Annotated in this window: 17 protein-coding genes; 14 read left to right on the top strand and 3 right to left on the bottom strand. The window is 64.5% G+C overall.

The features are described from left to right. From ABZO33_RS05895 to ABZO33_RS05865, 7 genes are all read left to right on the top strand, one after another. Entirely contained in the window at window positions 1–1,329 is a 1,329-nt protein-coding gene (locus ABZO33_RS05895) for a TolC family outer membrane protein (RefSeq protein ID WP_414535231.1), read from the top strand. 66 nt (window positions 1,330–1,395) lie between these two features. After that, window positions 1,396–2,004, top strand: a complete 609-nt coding sequence (locus ABZO33_RS05890) for a hypothetical protein (RefSeq protein ID WP_414535230.1) — start codon at window positions 1,396–1,398, stop codon at window positions 2,002–2,004. A 258-nt stretch (window positions 2,005–2,262) separates the two neighbouring features. Further along, window positions 2,263–2,565: a hypothetical protein gene (locus ABZO33_RS05885; protein ID WP_414535229.1), complete on the top strand. Its 303-nt coding sequence runs from the start codon at window positions 2,263–2,265 to the stop codon at window positions 2,563–2,565. A 167-nt stretch (window positions 2,566–2,732) separates the two neighbouring features. Beyond that, the gene (locus tag ABZO33_RS05880; RefSeq protein WP_414535228.1) at window positions 2,733–3,542 is read left to right on the top strand and encodes an isocitrate lyase/PEP mutase family protein; all 810 of its coding nucleotides are present in this window, start codon (window positions 2,733–2,735) and stop codon (window positions 3,540–3,542) included. 205 nt (window positions 3,543–3,747) lie between these two features. Then, window positions 3,748–4,788, top strand: a complete 1,041-nt coding sequence (locus tag ABZO33_RS05875; RefSeq protein WP_414535227.1) for a hypothetical protein — start codon at window positions 3,748–3,750, stop codon at window positions 4,786–4,788. 27 nt (window positions 4,789–4,815) lie between these two features. Next, on the top strand, window positions 4,816–5,733 hold the full coding sequence (locus ABZO33_RS05870) for an arginase family protein (RefSeq protein WP_414535226.1): 918 nt from the start codon (window positions 4,816–4,818) through the stop codon (window positions 5,731–5,733). Window positions 5,734–5,894: 161 nt separating this feature from the next. Further along, window positions 5,895–6,758 (top strand): diguanylate cyclase domain-containing protein, encoded by an 864-nt coding sequence (locus tag ABZO33_RS05865; protein WP_414535225.1) that lies wholly within the window; start codon window positions 5,895–5,897, stop codon window positions 6,756–6,758. A 61-nt stretch (window positions 6,759–6,819) separates the two neighbouring features. Here the strand turns inward: ABZO33_RS05865 and bla are convergent, their stop codons facing one another. Next, the gene (gene bla / locus ABZO33_RS05860) at window positions 6,820–7,695 is read right to left on the bottom strand and encodes a class A beta-lactamase (RefSeq protein ID WP_414535224.1); all 876 of its coding nucleotides are present in this window, start codon (window positions 7,693–7,695) and stop codon (window positions 6,820–6,822) included. 230 nt (window positions 7,696–7,925) lie between these two features. On the opposite strand from bla, the gene ABZO33_RS05855 reads away from it, so the two are divergent. Together ABZO33_RS05855 and ABZO33_RS05850 are read left to right on the top strand one after the other, a co-directional pair. Beyond that, window positions 7,926–8,243, top strand: a complete 318-nt coding sequence (locus tag ABZO33_RS05855) for a hypothetical protein (RefSeq protein ID WP_414535223.1) — start codon at window positions 7,926–7,928, stop codon at window positions 8,241–8,243. 96 nt (window positions 8,244–8,339) lie between these two features. Beyond that, the gene (locus tag ABZO33_RS05850) at window positions 8,340–8,723 is read left to right on the top strand and encodes a tautomerase family protein (RefSeq protein WP_023632461.1); all 384 of its coding nucleotides are present in this window, start codon (window positions 8,340–8,342) and stop codon (window positions 8,721–8,723) included. A gap of 45 nt (window positions 8,724–8,768) precedes the next feature. On the opposite strand, the gene ABZO33_RS05845 is transcribed toward ABZO33_RS05850, so the two are convergent. Next, entirely contained in the window at window positions 8,769–9,560 is a 792-nt protein-coding gene (locus ABZO33_RS05845) for a response regulator transcription factor (RefSeq protein ID WP_414535222.1), read from the bottom strand. A gap of 138 nt (window positions 9,561–9,698) precedes the next feature. On the opposite strand from ABZO33_RS05845, the gene ABZO33_RS05840 reads away from it, so the two are divergent. From ABZO33_RS05840 to ABZO33_RS05830, 3 genes are all read left to right on the top strand, one after another. After that, entirely contained in the window at window positions 9,699–10,802 is a 1,104-nt protein-coding gene (locus ABZO33_RS05840; RefSeq protein WP_414535221.1) for a polyamine ABC transporter substrate-binding protein, read from the top strand. A gap of 119 nt (window positions 10,803–10,921) precedes the next feature. Then, window positions 10,922–12,076 (top strand): type VI secretion system tip protein TssI/VgrG, encoded by a 1,155-nt coding sequence (gene tssI, locus ABZO33_RS05835; protein ID WP_414535220.1) that lies wholly within the window; start codon window positions 10,922–10,924, stop codon window positions 12,074–12,076. Window positions 12,077–12,168: 92 nt separating this feature from the next. Continuing rightward, window positions 12,169–12,822, top strand: coding sequence for an HD domain-containing protein (locus ABZO33_RS05830; RefSeq protein ID WP_414535219.1), 654 nt, complete (start codon window positions 12,169–12,171; stop codon window positions 12,820–12,822). A gap of 7 nt (window positions 12,823–12,829) precedes the next feature. On the opposite strand, the gene ABZO33_RS05825 is transcribed toward ABZO33_RS05830, so the two are convergent. After that, a complete protein-coding gene (locus ABZO33_RS05825) occupies window positions 12,830–13,291 on the bottom strand; it encodes an Lrp/AsnC family transcriptional regulator (protein ID WP_414535218.1) in 462 nt (153 codons plus the stop codon). A 131-nt stretch (window positions 13,292–13,422) separates the two neighbouring features. Here ABZO33_RS05825 and ABZO33_RS05820 point away from each other — a divergent pair, with 131 nt between their 5' ends. Further along, window positions 13,423–14,658, top strand: a complete 1,236-nt coding sequence (locus ABZO33_RS05820; RefSeq protein ID WP_414535217.1) for a Zn-dependent hydrolase — start codon at window positions 13,423–13,425, stop codon at window positions 14,656–14,658. A gap of 35 nt (window positions 14,659–14,693) precedes the next feature. Continuing rightward, entirely contained in the window at window positions 14,694–15,899 is a 1,206-nt protein-coding gene (locus tag ABZO33_RS05815; RefSeq protein WP_414535216.1) for a diaminopropionate ammonia-lyase, read from the top strand. The last annotated feature ends 25 nt before the right edge of the window (window positions 15,900–15,924 follow it).

The raw sequence follows: 15,924 nt of genomic DNA, 5'->3' as shown, positions 1-15,924 counted from the left end.
ATGAACCGCCACTGCCTTGGCCTGTGCCTGCTGGCGCTGGCGTTGCCGGCCGGCGCCATGGACCTCCGGCAGGCCTGGGACCTGCTGCAGTACCAGGGGCCGATCTACCGCGCCGCGGTGCATGAACAGCAGGCTGGCGTGGAAAACCGCGCCATCGGCCAGGCCGGCCTGCTGCCGCAGGTCAACGCTTCGGCCTACGCCAACCGCATCGACGGCAGCCAGCGCCAGAGCGGCATCGACAATGACCTCGACTACGACGCCACCGGCGCCAACCTGCGCCTGCGCCAGCCGCTGTTCAACAAACAGAAAATGGCCGAGTACCGCCAGGGCCAGCAACGCGCCGACTACAGCGTGGCGGTGTTCGACGCCAAGAGCCAGGACGCCGCCGTGCGTTTGGCCGACAGCTACTTCGACGTGCTCCTGGCCAGCGAGACCATCACCCTGGCCCGCGCCAAGCTCGCCTCGTTCGAGGAACAGCTCACCTCGGCCCGGCGGCGCATGCAGCTGGGTGCCGGCACCGTCACCGATATCGACGAGTCCCTGGCCCGCCGCGACCTTGCCGAAGCCCAGCTGATCGAGGCCCAGGACGACCTGGCCAATGCCAGCCGCAAGCTGGCCGAATACATCGGCGAGACACCGGCGTCGCTGACCACCCTGCAAGCAGACTTCGCCACCCCGCCGCTGCTGCCGGACAACCTGCGCGACTGGCTGGCCCGGGCCCAGGCCGACAGCCCATTGCTCCATGCGCGCCAGCACAGCTACGCGCTGGCCGAAGAAGAGTTCAAGCGTGCCAAGGCCGGTCACTGGCCGACCCTGGACTTCGTCGCCGGCTACACCGCCGGCAAGAGCCAGTCGATTTCCGAGCTCAACCAGCGCAACCACTACAGCTCGATCGGCCTGGAGCTGAACATCCCGCTGTACAGCGGTGGCGGCGTCAGCGCGCTGAGCCGCCAGGCCAGTGCCAACAGCGCCAAGGCCTTGGACGAGCTTGACGCCACACGCCAGGAAGTCATCACCGGCACCACCCGCGAGTTCCGCGGCGTGCAAAGCGGCGCCCTGCGCGTGCATGCGCTGGAGCGGGCGGTCGCCTCCAACGAACGCTCGCTGCTCTCGGCGCGCAAGGGCTTCAGCGCGGGCGGCACCAGCACCAACGCCGATGTGCTCAACGCCGAGGAATTGCTGTTCGTGGCACGGCATGACCTGTTCGAGGCCAAGCTGCATTACCTGATGTCACGGCTGCGCCTGGCGTCGTCGGTGGGCAGCCTGGGGGATGACGACATCGACCAGATCAACCGCTACCTGGGGCCGGAGCTGTTGGTGAACAACTAGCCCCACGACATCCGCCCATGGATTGGCGATACTACGCAGCCCTCATCCATGAAAAGGACTTCGCTGATGAAGCGACTGCTTGCCCTCACCCTCCTCACCCTGGCCATTGCCGGTTGCGACAAGAGCGAACAGACCACTGCGGCGTCCGGCCAGTGCGCCAAGGACACCGACTGCAAGGGTGAGCGCATCTGTGAAAGCGGCCAGTGCGTCAACCCGCAGCCCCAGGCCGCACTGCTGGCCAAGCCCGCTGTCACCGCACCGCTGGCGCCAAGCATCGCCTATGAGCCGCTGCCGATCAGCGACGAAGGCGCCGGTCCGTTCACCGTCCAGAGCATGGACCTGGGCACGGCGTTGAACTACCAGTCCCGGGCAGGCGTGATGAACGTCATGGAGTCCATCGTCGCCGACGCCGAAGGCACCGGCTACGTCGCCATCGAGAAGGCCTACGCCTTCGGCCCGAGCCGCTATGTGCTGGTGGTGTCCACGGGCGAAGGCGGCAATGCCTGCCCGGCGTCCACCTATGTCTTCAGTTTCGACACCAGCGGCGAGCACGTGGACGGCAAGGCCGAGGTGGACGGCTGTTCGGAAATGGTCGAAAGCATGGCCGAGGGCAACAAGCTGACCATCAAGAAAGATGGCGCCGCAACCGTGGTGTACAACGGCCAGGTGAAGTGATCAAGGGCGGTCAGGTGGCCCGGCTCGCGCCAGGCGCAACGCACTGAAGTCGTTGATGATTCCGCCATGGGCCCGGCAGAACTTTTTCCGTTTTGCCGGTCTATTGGGTGAGTGCGCCACGCGGCTGTCCTGGCACCCGCTGGCCGCACGCTCAATTGCCCACAGAGGTTGTCTTCACTGATGAAAATCCCTGCCCCATGCATGCTGCTCGTTGGCCTCTTTGCACTCGCGGCCGCAAGCTCGGCATCCGCCGCACCGATGAAGACTGTTGCACCTCCCGCCCAGGTCCTCGACGCGGCGAGCCATCCCGCAGCCGAAAACCCCTGGCCAAGCCTGGCAAGCGCGCCATCGGCAGCGCTGCTGGCCCATGACGACCGCTACCGCCACGACGAGCGCTGGCATGACCACCGCGACGACTGGCGCCGAGAGCAGTGGCGCCGCGAACAATGGCGCCGGGAGCAGCACCGTCGGGCAATGGAGCGGCAACGCTACTGGGACCGCCACCACGATCGCGCCCTGCACCATCGCTATGACGACGACCGCCGCTACTATCGCCGCTGAACAGCACCCCGTGTATTCAGCCCCGCGCTGAAGCTCCACTGGGGGCTGGAGGCCACCGCAACGCTTCGCTGGAATATCTTGAAAAATCGTGCAGGCCCGACCGGTTGAATGGCAATCTAGTGCGCGCAGTAAACCCTCTTCAGGATATTCAAGGGAGTCATGCACACATGGCAGCAATGGATCGCGTTTTTCATGACCTTCACCAGCAAGGGCTGCTGCTCCTGGCCAACGTGGCAGACGCGGGCGGTGCGCGCCTGGTCGAACGCCAGGGCAGCAAGGCAGTTGCCACCAGCAGTGCTGCCGTGGCCTGGTCCCATGGTTACCAGGACGGCGACAAACTGCCCCTGGCGCTGCTGGCCGGCACCATCGAGTCGATGGCCAGGGTACTCAGCGTGCCGCTGACCGTGGATATCGAAGGCGGCTACTCGGACGCTCCCGAACAGGTCGCCAAGGTCGTCGACACCGTCATCGCCGCTGGCGCCGTGGGCATCAACATCGAGGACGGCACGCAGCCCCCCGAACAGCTCCTGCGCAAGCTCGACGCCGCGAGAAACGCCGCCAGCCAGCGCGGGGTCGACCTGTTCATCAACGTGCGCAGCGATGTCTACCTGAAGAACCTGCTGCCCGCCGAGCAGCGCCTCGAGGAGCTCCTGCGGCGCGCCGCGCGTTATGCTGCTGGTGGCGCGAACGGGCTGTTCGCCGCCGGCGTGGTCGAGCCCGGCGAGATCGCCACGCTGTGCCGGGAGGTGACGCTGCCGGTCAACCTGCTCTGGCGCGCAGGCTTGCCCGGCCCTGCCGAACTGCAACGGCTCGGTGTTCGCCGTCTGAGCGCCGGCTCGAGCATCGCCGAGTTTCTCTACGGCGCCATGAGCGGCCTCACCCAGCGTTTCCTGGAAAGTGGACAGCTCGACACCAGCGGGTTGAAGGCCCACAGCTATGCAGAACTCAACGCACTGATGGCACCTCCTGAACGGTAGGGAAAGCCTGTACATGCTGAAAAGCACCTGACCATTATTGGTTCGTGTGGGCTGGTCAAGGCCTTGCTCTACCTGGACGGCAGCGGATGCTCTAAAAGGAAGAGCAAGCGCTCCACAACCGTGGGCTGATCACCTTCGGCCCACTGGACGAATAGCTGGAATCGCCCTAGCATCGGCGCCCCCATGGCCTCACTCACGGACGATCATGCCCCCCGCCGCCCGCCTGCTTGCCCTGTTCGTACTGTCCACCCTGGTCAGCGCCTGCAGTATCAACGGTACCTATATCGACAGCACCCGCCCGGATGCCGCCAAGCTGCGTTACATCTCGGGCAATGGCAGCGCCACCCTCGACCTGTTCGACAGCGCGCGCTGTGAAGCCCGGACCACCGGCATCCTCAACAACCTGTTCGTGCCCAACTCTCGCCGACGGGCTGACATGAGCGTGCCGCCGCCAGCAAACAGCAACAGCTACTACGAGATCCGCCTCGAACCCGGCCAGCCGGTACATGTTCGCGCCAACACCCAGGGCGCCACTACGGTCTGCTCGGCCTCGTTCACCCTGACACCGCAGGCAGGCTCAGAGTATGAACTGAGCTTCGACCAGTCACCTGGCTACTGCCAGGCGGCACTGGTGCGTCTGCAACGGGTCGAGGGCAAGAACCAGCGCCAGCCCTATCCGATGATCGACACCATCCCAAGCGCCTGCCGGGGTACCTCAGCGTTGTTCCCGAAACAACCCACGCCACTGCCCGATACCCCCCGGCGCACCGCGTTGGTCGATAGCATCATCCACGACAGCGTCACCCCGGAGATGGAGCAACTGACCACGTTGCGCACTGCCGTCGCCATCACTCGTCAATCCTCTCCCGAAGCCCAGGTAGCGGCACGCAAGCGGGAACTGGGCCTCGATCTGCCAGAGGCCTACTGGCAGCAGTACCAGCAGAATCTGCAGAGGCACGCCGAGGCGCTCGCCAACCTCAAGGCACGTACGCTGGAGCGCTACGACTCTGACAGCCGCGCCTACCTGCGTAGCGTGCGCGACGAGCAGCTGCAGGTCTGGGCCGGTGGCAACAACGACGCAGGCCTGCGCAGCAAGGCCCAGCGCATGCGCGACATGGCGTACTACTACAACTATGTCCTGCAGGAGACGATCGCGCAGATCAGCCTCGAACACTTGCGCAGCATGGCTGAACTGGATCAACGCGAAGGGGTTTGCAAGCGCTTCGCCGGATGCTGGAGACTGTAGTCAGTCACACGAGCGCAAGTCTGCCCCATGCAAGTGATCGCCGCCCCCTCGAACCTCGGCCTCAGTCCCCTGAGGCCAGGTCATCAACCCGGTACCTGGCGTGCCCCGTCAGTCCTGCTGGCAGTTGGCCTGCTGCAGGCGATCGGCGCCAGGACCGTGAGGCATCTGCCACGCCCGGTCTACTCAGCCGAGGCACAACCCGGCACCCGCCTGCGCAACGGCCACGCCCTGCGCGCGTTCAACCTCGCCCTGGCGGACCTGGTGCGTGCCGCCACGCTGCAAGACGACTTTGCACTGGTCATCGGCGGAGACTGCTCCATCCTGCTCGGCGCACTGGCCGGTGCGCGCCACGCAGGCCCGCTGTCGCTCCTCCACATCGACGGCCACAGCGACTTCCGCCACCCCGGCAACTACGATCCGGCACAGAGTCTCGGCGCGGTCGCTGGCATGGATCTGGCCCTGGCGACCGGCCGTGGCGAAGCGCTGGCGACCGACTGGCCCGGCATAACCAGCCCGCTCGTCGCCGATGCCCAGGTTATCCAGCTGGGCGAGCGCGAGAACCGTGACCATGACTTCGCCTGGCCCGACATAAACCATACGGCCATCAACCGGATCGACGTGTTCGAGGCGCTTGCCATCGGCCCGGACGCGGTCATCGCACGGATCCGGGACACACTCGCACAGGTGCCTGACCAGGGGCTCTGGATACACCTCGACGTCGACGTGCTGGACCAGGCGATCATGCCCGCGGTCGACAGCCCCGGCTCACCGGGCATCGCACCCGACGACCTGGCGAAAATCCTCACCCCGTTCGTGGCGGATCGACGCTGCCGGGGCATGACGGTGACCGTCTTCGACCCTGACCTGGACCCCGACGGGCGCTGCGCGGCGACGATCGTCGAGCTGCTGGGGCGATTGCCGTTTCCACCGATCACGACCGATTGAAGCAGCCGCCATTTTGCTTGCGTACCGGTAGTGCCCCGCCCCCGACCCTGTGTATGCTGCACGGGCGCGGCAAGCGGCCCACGGCGGCTTGCAGGACATCGCGCGGCCGCCCTGCGTGATCGGACCATGACCGGGCTACCCGTATCGGACACCCCCGCCCTATGCCCGTCGACCTGCAAGCGCTCTACCCCAGGCTGATCCACCTGATGCTGGACACCGTATTCGTGGTCGACCAGGACGACACCATCGTGTTCGTGAGCGATGCCTGCGAGGCCTTGCTCGGCTACCGCGCCGACGAGCTTACCGGCACCCCGATCACCCGCTACATGCACCCGGACGACCTGGAGGCCACCCGTGCCTCGATCGTGCGGGTGATGAACGGCAACGCCCACTGCGACTTTCGCAACCGCTATGTGCGCAAGGATGGCGAGATCGTGCACATTCTCTGGGCGGCCTCCTGGTCCGACGAAGTAGGCGCGCGGATCGGTGTGGCCCGCAACATCACCGCCCTCACCCAGGCCGAGCAGGAACTGCGCTTTTTGGCCCATCACGACCCGCTGACCAAGCTGACCAACCGCTCGCTGTTCAACGACCGCCTCGCCACGGCCCTGCGCACGGCCCGCCAGCAGCGCCGGCGGCTGGCCTTGCTGTTTCTCGATGTCAACGATTTCAAGGGCATCAACGATGTGCATGGCCACGCTGCCGGCGACCGCGTGCTGTGCACCATCGCCCGCCGGCTGCAGGACAGCGTGCAGGCGGCGGACACCGTGGCGCGGATTGGCGGCGACGAGTTCATCGTGCTGCTGACCGACGTGCCCTCGGAGGATGCCGTGTACGAGATGGTCGAGCAGATCGCCAGGGTCATGGAGGAACCGCTCGGCGCCGGGTTCGGCGAGGTCAGGATGCCCTCCTGCAGCATCGGCGTGGCCTGCTACCCCAGCAATGGCGAGGATGCCGATACCTTGCTCAGCCACGCCGATGGCCAGATGTACCTCAAGAAACGGCGGCGTGTACGCGTGGGGTGATCCGACCTCATCGCGGGGCAAGCCCGCTCCCACGCGTTCAGGTAATGGTCCGCGCGATTGCTCAGCCCTTCCAGGCCTCCACCACCACCCGCGTGGCCGCCGCGATCGTCTCGCTGTTCCAGGGCGCATCCGCCTTGGCTCCACGGCTGAACACCACCAGGATCCACGGCGCCCGGCCTTTGGGCCAGATGACCGCGACATCGTTGGCCACGCCATAGTCACCCGACCCGGTCTTGTCGCCCACCACCCAATCCTTCGGCACGCCGGCGCGGATGCGGGCATCGCCCGTGGTGTTGCCCTTGAGCCAATCCTGCAGCTGTTGGCGCTCGGCAGCAGCCAGGCCGTCACCCAGCAACAGGCGCTGCAAGGTTACGCCCATGGCCAGGGGCGTGGTGGTGTCACGCGGATCACCCGGCAAGGCGGTATTGAGGGTCGGCTCGTTGCGGTCGAGGCGGAACGTCGGGTCACCCAGGCTGCGGGCAAACGCCGTAAGCCCCGGCGGGCCACCGACCAGCTCGAGCAACAGGTTGCCGGCGGTGTTGTCGCTGTACTGCACCGCGGCGGCGCACAGCTCGGCGACGGTCATGCCGGGGCCCACGTGCTTTTCGGTGACCGGGGAATACACCACCAGCTGCTCGGCGCCGTAGGCGATACGCCGCTCCAGCAAGCCCGGCTCGGCCTGGCTGCGGTGCAGGATGGCGCCGGCGAGGACGGCCTTGAAGGTGCTGCAGAACGCGAAGCGCTCCTCGGCGCGCCAGGCCAGTTGCTGGCCGCTGCCGGTGTCCAGCGCCCACAAGCCGATCGTGCTGCCGGTGGCGGCCTCCAGTTGCTGCAATGGCTTGCGCAGCGGGTCATCCGCCCAGGTTGGCAAGGCCAGCAGGGCCGAGCAGCCGAGCGCGCCCTGGAGCACGCGACGGCGGTTGAGGGTGGAAGTCATGCGAGTAATCCTTACGGCAATTGAGCAAAATGCGAAGGCTAGAACGTTTTAGCATGCACGCCAAGCAGAGGATGCGCCCTGGCCCCCTCCCTGCGCAGCGCTTGGCACACGCGGCTCCCGCGAGCGCGCCTGGGCAATTCTTTTCGCGCCACCGCCCTGGCCACCCTTGCGCTGACCGGCAAAAGGCAGGACAGTAACCGGGTATTCCCGCAAAGAAACGGAGATTCGCCTTGACTACCGATCGCCTGAGCCTGCTCCAGTTCGAGCACCTCAGCCTGAAACCCGCCGCCGCCAGCCAGTTCGCCCTCTCGTTGAAGGAGCTTGAACAGCTGACCCTCCCCGAGCGCTACGCCTTCCGCGCAGCCCAATACCTGGGCGACCTGGCCGAAGCGGAGGACAGCCAGCAACTGGCGGTCGCCAAGGACCAGGGTATCGGCTTCACCCAGGGCCTGCTCACCGCCGCGGCAATCGAAGACGCACTGGCGAAAAGACTGATCGAGGTCTTCAATAACGCCAGCGAACGCGCCCACAAGAAGTTGCCTCAGTAATACCTTCAAGAGCCCGGCGCCATGCCGGGCTCTGCCCTGCCCCGATCTTGCCCTACCAGCTTCTGCGTCTCGCCTGGCACCGCCCAAGGAGTCCACATGCCCCTGGTACGCATCGACATCAAGCGCCACCCCGACCCGACTCACCTGCGCACGCTTGGCCAGATCGTCTACGCCTGCCTGCGGCGCACGATCAATGTCCCCGAGCACGACAACTTCCAGGTCCTGACCGAGCACGACGGTGATCGCCTGGTGTTCGACCCACAGTACCTTGGCATCCAGCGCTCCGACGGCCAGGTGTTCATCCAGATCACCCTCAGCGAAGGCCGCACCCTGGAGCAGAAGAAGGCGCTGTACCAGGCGATCGCCGAAGGCTTCGAACGCGAGGCCGGGGTGCGCCCGCAGGACGTGTTCATCAACCTGGTCGAAGTGCGCAAGGAGAACTGGTCGTTCGGCAACGGTATCGCCCAGTACGCGCTCTGAAATAGAACGGACACTGGTGATCAACATCTGGCCCAACAACTGACCTCACCGCGCAGAAAGAGCGTCCTGCTTTGGCAAGAGAAACCGGGCGAACAATTCGGATTGTGACCTGACATTCAACTTGGCGTAGAGGTTACGCCGATGAACCTTGATGGTCTCCACCGAGAGCGCCAGCTTGCCGGCCACTTCCTTGTTGGAGAAGCCACTGAGCAACAACCTGAGCACATCGCTCTCGCGCGAGGTGATCTGCGTGGCCAGCTGCGCAACCGTTTCCGGCCATGACAGTGGTTCGGCGAGGTGTTCGTTGGCGTCGACTTCAAAGGCCATGCGCTGGTGCATGAGCGCAGTCACCCAGGGCTTGATGATATCGAGCAGGGTAATTTGTTCCTGGCTGAAACGTACCTTGCTGCCGATGGACATGCACAATGTTCTATCGGGGTCGAGCTGGACATTGTATTGGACTTCATCCGCCGAAATATAATGAGCAAAATACTGCTGATAGTATTCCGTCTCGACAAAGTATTCCGGCGCTATGTCCAGCAGATGAAAGAAGCCACTCTGCGGGTTTTCCCGATTGGCGATATAAAACGGGTCCAGCAGGTAAAGCCCCTTCACATAGCGATGAATGAACGCATCGACCTCCTGCGCATCCGCCACTTCCGGAAGGGCCACTACCTCCACCTGCTGCTGGCTGAAGATCAGCACCACCCAGTTGTCGATCTGCACGTACTCATTCAGTACCCGCACCAACGAACTCCAGAACGCGGGGCGGTCCAGCTGCATGATCAGCTTGCCGATCGAACGGTGCCACGCCAGGCCATGAAGGTCGAACGGCATTTTCTACCCCTTTTGGGTTAGGCATTAGCAGGTCAGCGCTACGTAATCGGAGGTATTTACTATCCCGGCCTGCCCGGTATAGTCGCTGTCTGGGCCCAGGACGGGCCAGAAGATACATCGTTTCGATAAGGATGTTGCATGAGAACGTCACGTTTGCGAACCCTTTTTGCCGCCTCGCTGCTCGGTGCGGCAATCAGCACCTCGGTGGCCGCGGCCCAGCCCGGCATGCACCTGTACAACTGGTTCGGGCTGCTCGCGCCAGAGACGCCCAAGGCCTTCGAGCAGGCAACCGGCACGCGGATGCGCATGGATGCGTTCGACAGCGCCGACATCATGCAGAGCAAGGTAATGGCCGGGCGCACGGGGTATGACGTGGTCGTGGCCACCTCCAATGTGTTGCCCAGCCTGATCCAGGCGGGCGTACTGCAGCCCTTGGACCGTGAGCAACTGAGCAACCTGGCGCATATCGACCCTGCGCTGCTGGCGCAGGTTGCGGTCAACGACCCTGGCAATCGTTACGCGGTGCCCTACCTGTGGGGCACCACTGGCATCGGCTATGACGTCGACAAAGTCAAAGCAGCATTGGGTGAACAGGCGCCGGTGGACAGCTGGGACCTGATCTTCAAGGAAGAGAACATCAGCAAGCTGAAATCCTGCGGCGTGGCGATGCTCGATTCCCCCAGCGAGATCATCTCGATTGCCTTGCATTACCTGGGGCTGCCCAGCAACAGCAAGAACCCGGACGACTATCAGAAGGCCCAGGCGCTGCTGTTGAAGATCCGCCCTTACGTCCTCTACTTCGATTCCTCACGAATCGACACCGACCTTGCTGACGGCAATATCTGCGCGGTTGTCGGTTGGGCCAATGGTGCCCTTGCCGCGCAGGCCATAAACGAAAAGACCAACACCGGGCGGCGGATTTCCTACAGCCTGCCGCGCGAGGGCGCGCTGGTCTGGTCGGAGAACCTGGTACTGCTCAAAGACGCGCCTCACCCCAAGGAAGGCATGGCGTTCATCAACTACATGCTGCGGCCAGAAGTCATTGCCAAGACCTCGAACCACACGCTGTACCCCAACGCCAACAAAGACGCCACCGCGTTTGTCGAGCAGAAGCTGCGCGACAATCCCTGGATCTACCCGGACGCCACGACGATATCCACGCTGATTCCACTCGAGCCACTGCCGTTGAAACTGGAACGGATCCGCACCCGGGTCTGGACCAAAGTGAAGAGCGGTGTGTGACCTGAAGTAATAGTGTCTGCTGCCCCATGCTAGCCCTTGATCGCGTCCATTGGCGTGCAGCACGCTGCACGCCAATGCCTGTTGCTCAATTGAGCTCGACCTTGAAAAGAGAACAGTGGATGTTCAGCCCAGCCCAGCAAACCCACTTCAGCTTGACGATCGACAGCATCGATCACGCTTTCCACGTGCTCGCGTTCAACGGTGAGGAGGCGATCGGCAGGCCGTTCTTCTTCAATGTGGAGCTTGTCGCCGAGCGGGCTGACCTGGACCTCGAAAGCCTCTTCGACCGTGAGGCTTTCCTGTCTTTCGACAACAAGGGCAACGGCATTCATGGCCGGGTCTACCACATCGCTCATAGCGGTAATGCACAATGCTCGAAGCACTACAGCATGGCCCTGGTACCGCACCTGTCCTACTTGCGCCACCGCATCAACCAGAGAATCTATGAACAGTTCTCGGTACCGAACATTGTTGCCTTGATCTTGGAAGAGCACGGGATCGTCGGCGACGCTTATCGGTTTCATCTAGGCTCGAACTACCCCGAGCGCGACTACTGCACCCAATACGACGAAACGGATTTGCACTTCATTCAGCGCCTGTGCGAGGAAGAAGGCATCCACTTCCATTTCCAGCACAGTGCCCAGGGCCATGTGCTGGTGTTCGGTGATGACCAGGCGGTGTTCCCCAGGCTGGGGCAACCCGCCGCCTGCACCCAGGACGGCGACAACCCCCTCGATTTTCGTAGCCTGGCGGATCATCAAGCTGAAGGGCAAAGTGCCCAGACCCATTTGGCCAGTGGCCATGTGCTGGATATTTGCGGGCATCCGCGCCAGACGTGCAACGCACCGTGGCTGCTGACGCGGGTCATTCACCAGGGCAGGCAACCACGGGTAGCCGGTGAGCGCGGCGCCACTGACCAGGTGGATGACGTTGCTCAGGGATACCGCAACCACTTCATGGCTATTCCCTGGGATGCGCCGTACCGTCAGCCGTTGACTCACCGCAAACCTGAGCTGCCCGGCAACCAGACTGCTGTCGTCATCGCGGTGGAAGACGAGATGTCCCAGCGTGACCGGCGCCTGGCAAAGATCCAGGTCAAGTTCCCTTGGGACCGCGAAGACTGGTTCGACGACAAGAGCAGTTGCTGGCTGAGTGCGTCCTCCAGTTGGCGCTGTGCGAGCACGCTACCGCACACAGGCATGCAAGTCATGGTCACCTTTCTGGAAAACGACCCCGATCAACCGCTGATCAGCGGTTGCCTGTGTTGCCGCTGACCGCACGCACTGCCCGCGCCAGCGACGATTGGTGTACCGTTGCCGCGCCGAACCGATGTTCGGTCCCTCCCCTGATCGATGGAGCACACGCGATGGCCAACGCGCCGTTCTTTCCCCTGCAGCCTCTGGCAGACGAACTGCTGCGCTGCCTGCCCGGCGCCTGTACCGACGGCTCCCACGATCTCGCCCATGTGCAGCGGGTGTGGAGCAACGTTCGGCGCATCCAGGCCAAGGAAGGTGGCGACCTTGAAGTGCTGCTCGCCGCCACCGTGCTGCACGACTGCGTGGCGGTGGAGAAGAACTCGCCTCTGCGCAGCCAGGCCTCGACGCTCTCGGCCGAGCGGGCCGCCGCGATCCTCACCGATATGGGCTGGCCATCGGCACGCGTCGAACAGGTAGCCCATGCGGTGCAGACCCACAGTTTCTCGGCGGGCATCGCACCACTGAGCCTGGAGGCGAGGATCCTCCAGGACAGCGACCGCCTCGATGCCCTCGGCGCGGTGGGCGTCGCCCGTTGTTTCTATGTCGCAGGCCGCATGGGCTCGTCACTGTACGACGTCGAGAACCCCACCGCCGAAGGGCGGGAGCACCAGGACAACCGGTACGCCATCGAGCATTTCCACACCAAGCTGCTAAAGCTCGCCTCAGGGTTCCAGACCGTCGAAGGGGCTCGGCTAGCCATGCTGCGGCATGAACGGCTGGCGTCGTTCCTGGACGAGTTCATGGATGAGATCGGCGTGGCCTGAGCCCGTCTCAGGTCGCCGGCACCTGCAAGCCGGTCTTCACATTGCTCATCGACACCAGCGTCTTGAAGCGCTTCACATTGTTGCTCTGGAAGAACAGCTCCCGCGTCAACTGGGTGTACTGCGCCATGTCCCGCACCAGCATGATCAGCACGAAGTCGCATGCCCCCGCCACGTAATAGCACTGCTGCACCTGCGGGCAGGCCATGAAGGTGCGCTTCATGGCGTCGAGCAGGTCGAGCCGCTCGTTCTCCACCTCCACTTCGGTGATCACCGTCAGCGTGTAACCCAGTGCCACCGGGTCGACCTGGGCCACGGTGCGCTGGATCACGCCGTCCTGGGTGAGTTTCTTCAGCCGACGGTTTACCGCAGCCGACGACAGGTTCACCTGCACGCCAAGGTCGACCTGGGAAGTGCTGGCATCACGCTGCACGGCGTCGAGCAGTGCGCGGTCGAAGGGGTCAAGGCTCATGTAAGTGGGGTCCTGTCAGGCGTATGCGACTGCAATGAGATTACGCTTTTCGCCTGAAAATCAATCTTTCAGTTCACCTCAAGCAAATATCATTTCGCCCACACCGTATGAACGAGGCCCTGGAGAAGCGCATGAGCAAACTGCACCTGAACGGCCCAAAACTGCTAGAACAGATCCGTGCTCTGGGCGAGATCGGCGCCGATGCGCAGAACGGAGGCCGCACGCGCATCGCCCTCACCGACGCCGACAAGGCCGGCCGCGACCAACTGGTTGCCTGGATGCGCGAGCTCGAACTGGAAGTCGCTATCGATCGCATCGGTAATATCTTCGGCACGCTGCGCGCCCCCGGCGATGCCGCGCCACTGATGATCGGCTCGCATATCGACAGCGTCACCAATGCCGGCGCCCTGGACGGCTGCTACGGCGTACTGGCCGGGCTGGCGGTACAGCGGGCCTACCGTGAGGCCGGCGTGACGCCCGCACGCTCGATCAGCGTGGCGGCCTTCAGCAACGAGGAAGGCGTGCGCTACCAGCCGGACATGATGGGCTCGCTGGTGCATGCCGGCGGGCTCGCGCTGCAGGCAGCGCTGGACACCCTCGGCACCGATGGCACACGCCTGGGTGACGAGCTGCAACGCATCGGCTACGCCGGCGACATGGAGCCTGGGGCGATCATGCCCCACGAATACCTCGAGCTGCATATCGAACAGGGACCGCTACTGGAAGCCGAGCAAACGCAGATCGGGGTGGTCGAGAACCTGCAAGGGATCTCCTGGCAGCAGGTGACGGTAACAGGCAACGCCAACCATGCCGGCACCACCCCGACCCGGTTGCGCCACGACGCAGGCTTCGTCGCCTGCGCCGCGGTCACCGAGCTGCGGCGCCTGGCCAGGGATAGCGGCACGACACTGGCCACCACCGGCTGCATGCGTTTCGAGCCCGACGTGATCAATGTGATCCCACGCCGCGCCACCTTTACTGTCGACCTGCGCGACCCGGACGAACAGCGCCTGCAACAGGCCGAGGCGCACCTGGCGCGGATACTCCGAGCGCTTGCCGAAGCTGAAGGGGTCGCCGTCGCAACCGAGCAGTTGGTGCGTTTCCAGCCGGTGACATTCGACGCCACGCTGGCCAACGCCATCGAGGCCAGCGCCCGGCGCCTGGGCCTGAGCCATCGGCGCATGACCTCAGGCGCCGGGCACGACGCGCAGATGATCGCGCGCATCGCCCCGGCAGCGATGATCTTCGTACCCAGCCAGGGCGGTATCAGCCACAACCCCCGCGAGCATACCGACGACGCCCAGTTGCTTGACGGCGCGCGGGTGTTGCTGGACGTGGTCGCCACACGGCTGAACCCCACACGCTGATCGCCGCCCTGTTGCTCTGCCTATTGGAGAATCACATGCTTTTCGCCAACCCCGACGCCACCCGCACGCCCTACCCTCGCGCCCTGCAAGCCCTGATGAACATCCGCCAGGCGAACGAAAGCCGCCAATGGCTGGCGCACTGGCCACAACTGCGTGCCACGGGCACACCTCTCTACGACCTGCCGGACCTGGCCGCGGAACTGGGTGTCGGCCAGGTGCGGGTCAAGGACGAATCGGTGCGCTCCCCCCTGGGCAGTTTCAAGGCATTGGGGGCGCCCATCGCCCTGGTGCGCCTGATCCTGCGCACCTTCCCCGGGCAAGGCTTGACCGCCGCCGACCTGTTCGCCGGCCGGCACGCCAGCCAGCTGGCCGGCTTCAGCGTGGTCAGCGCCACCGACGGCAACCATGGCCGTGCCCTGGCCGCCGCCGCGCAGAGCGTGGGCTGCCGCTGCGTCATCGTCCTGCACGCCCATGTCAGCGTGGAGCGCGAACAGGCTATTGCCGCCTACGGCGCGCAGATCATGAGGGTCGAGGGCAACTACGACGCCTCGGTGGCGCACGCCGCAGCCTTGGCCCAGGCCCACGGCTGGCAGGTGGTTTCAGACACGTCCTACGATGGCTACGAACAGGTCCCCGGTGACGTGATGCAGGGTTACGCAACCCTCGCCGCCGAACTGGTCGAGGCCAGTGCACAGGATCCAGCCTTCACCCATGTGTTCCTGCAAGGCGGCGTGGGTGGCTTGGCGGCGGGCATTGTCAGCTACCTGTGGGAGCTGTTGGGTGAGCAGCGCCCGACCTTCATCCTGGTCGAACCGGAGCAGGCCGACTGCCTGCTGCAAAGCGCCATGGCCGGCCTGCCCCGTGCAGCCAGCGGCTCGGTGGACTCGCTGATGGCCGGGCTGGCCTGCGGTGAAACCTCACCACTGGCATGGCGATTCCTGCAGCCGAGCGTCGACTTCTTCATGACCCTGAGCGACACCGATGCCGTCGCGACGATGCAGCGCCTGGCGCAAGGCAGTGCCCGGGACATTCCGTTGCTGGCGGGTGAGTCGGCGGTGGCCGGGCTGGCAGGGTTGATGCGGTTGATGGCGACGCCTGCGTTGGCGGCCCAGGTGGGCCTCGGGGGCGATTCGAGGGTATTGCTGATCAGCACCGAAGGGGCCACCGCGCCGGCCCTGTATACCGAGTTGGTGGGGGAAACGCCGGCATCGGTGCTGGCCAGGCAACGGGCGTGGCGCTGAATCAGGATACCCTCTGTGGAAATTC

The organism is Pseudomonas sp. CAM1A, assembly GCF_047501685.1.
Taxonomy (GTDB): domain Bacteria; phylum Pseudomonadota; class Gammaproteobacteria; order Pseudomonadales; family Pseudomonadaceae; genus Aquipseudomonas.
The sequence above is the reverse complement of the archived record's forward strand: the minus strand, read 5'-3'. Positions and strand labels throughout refer to the sequence as shown.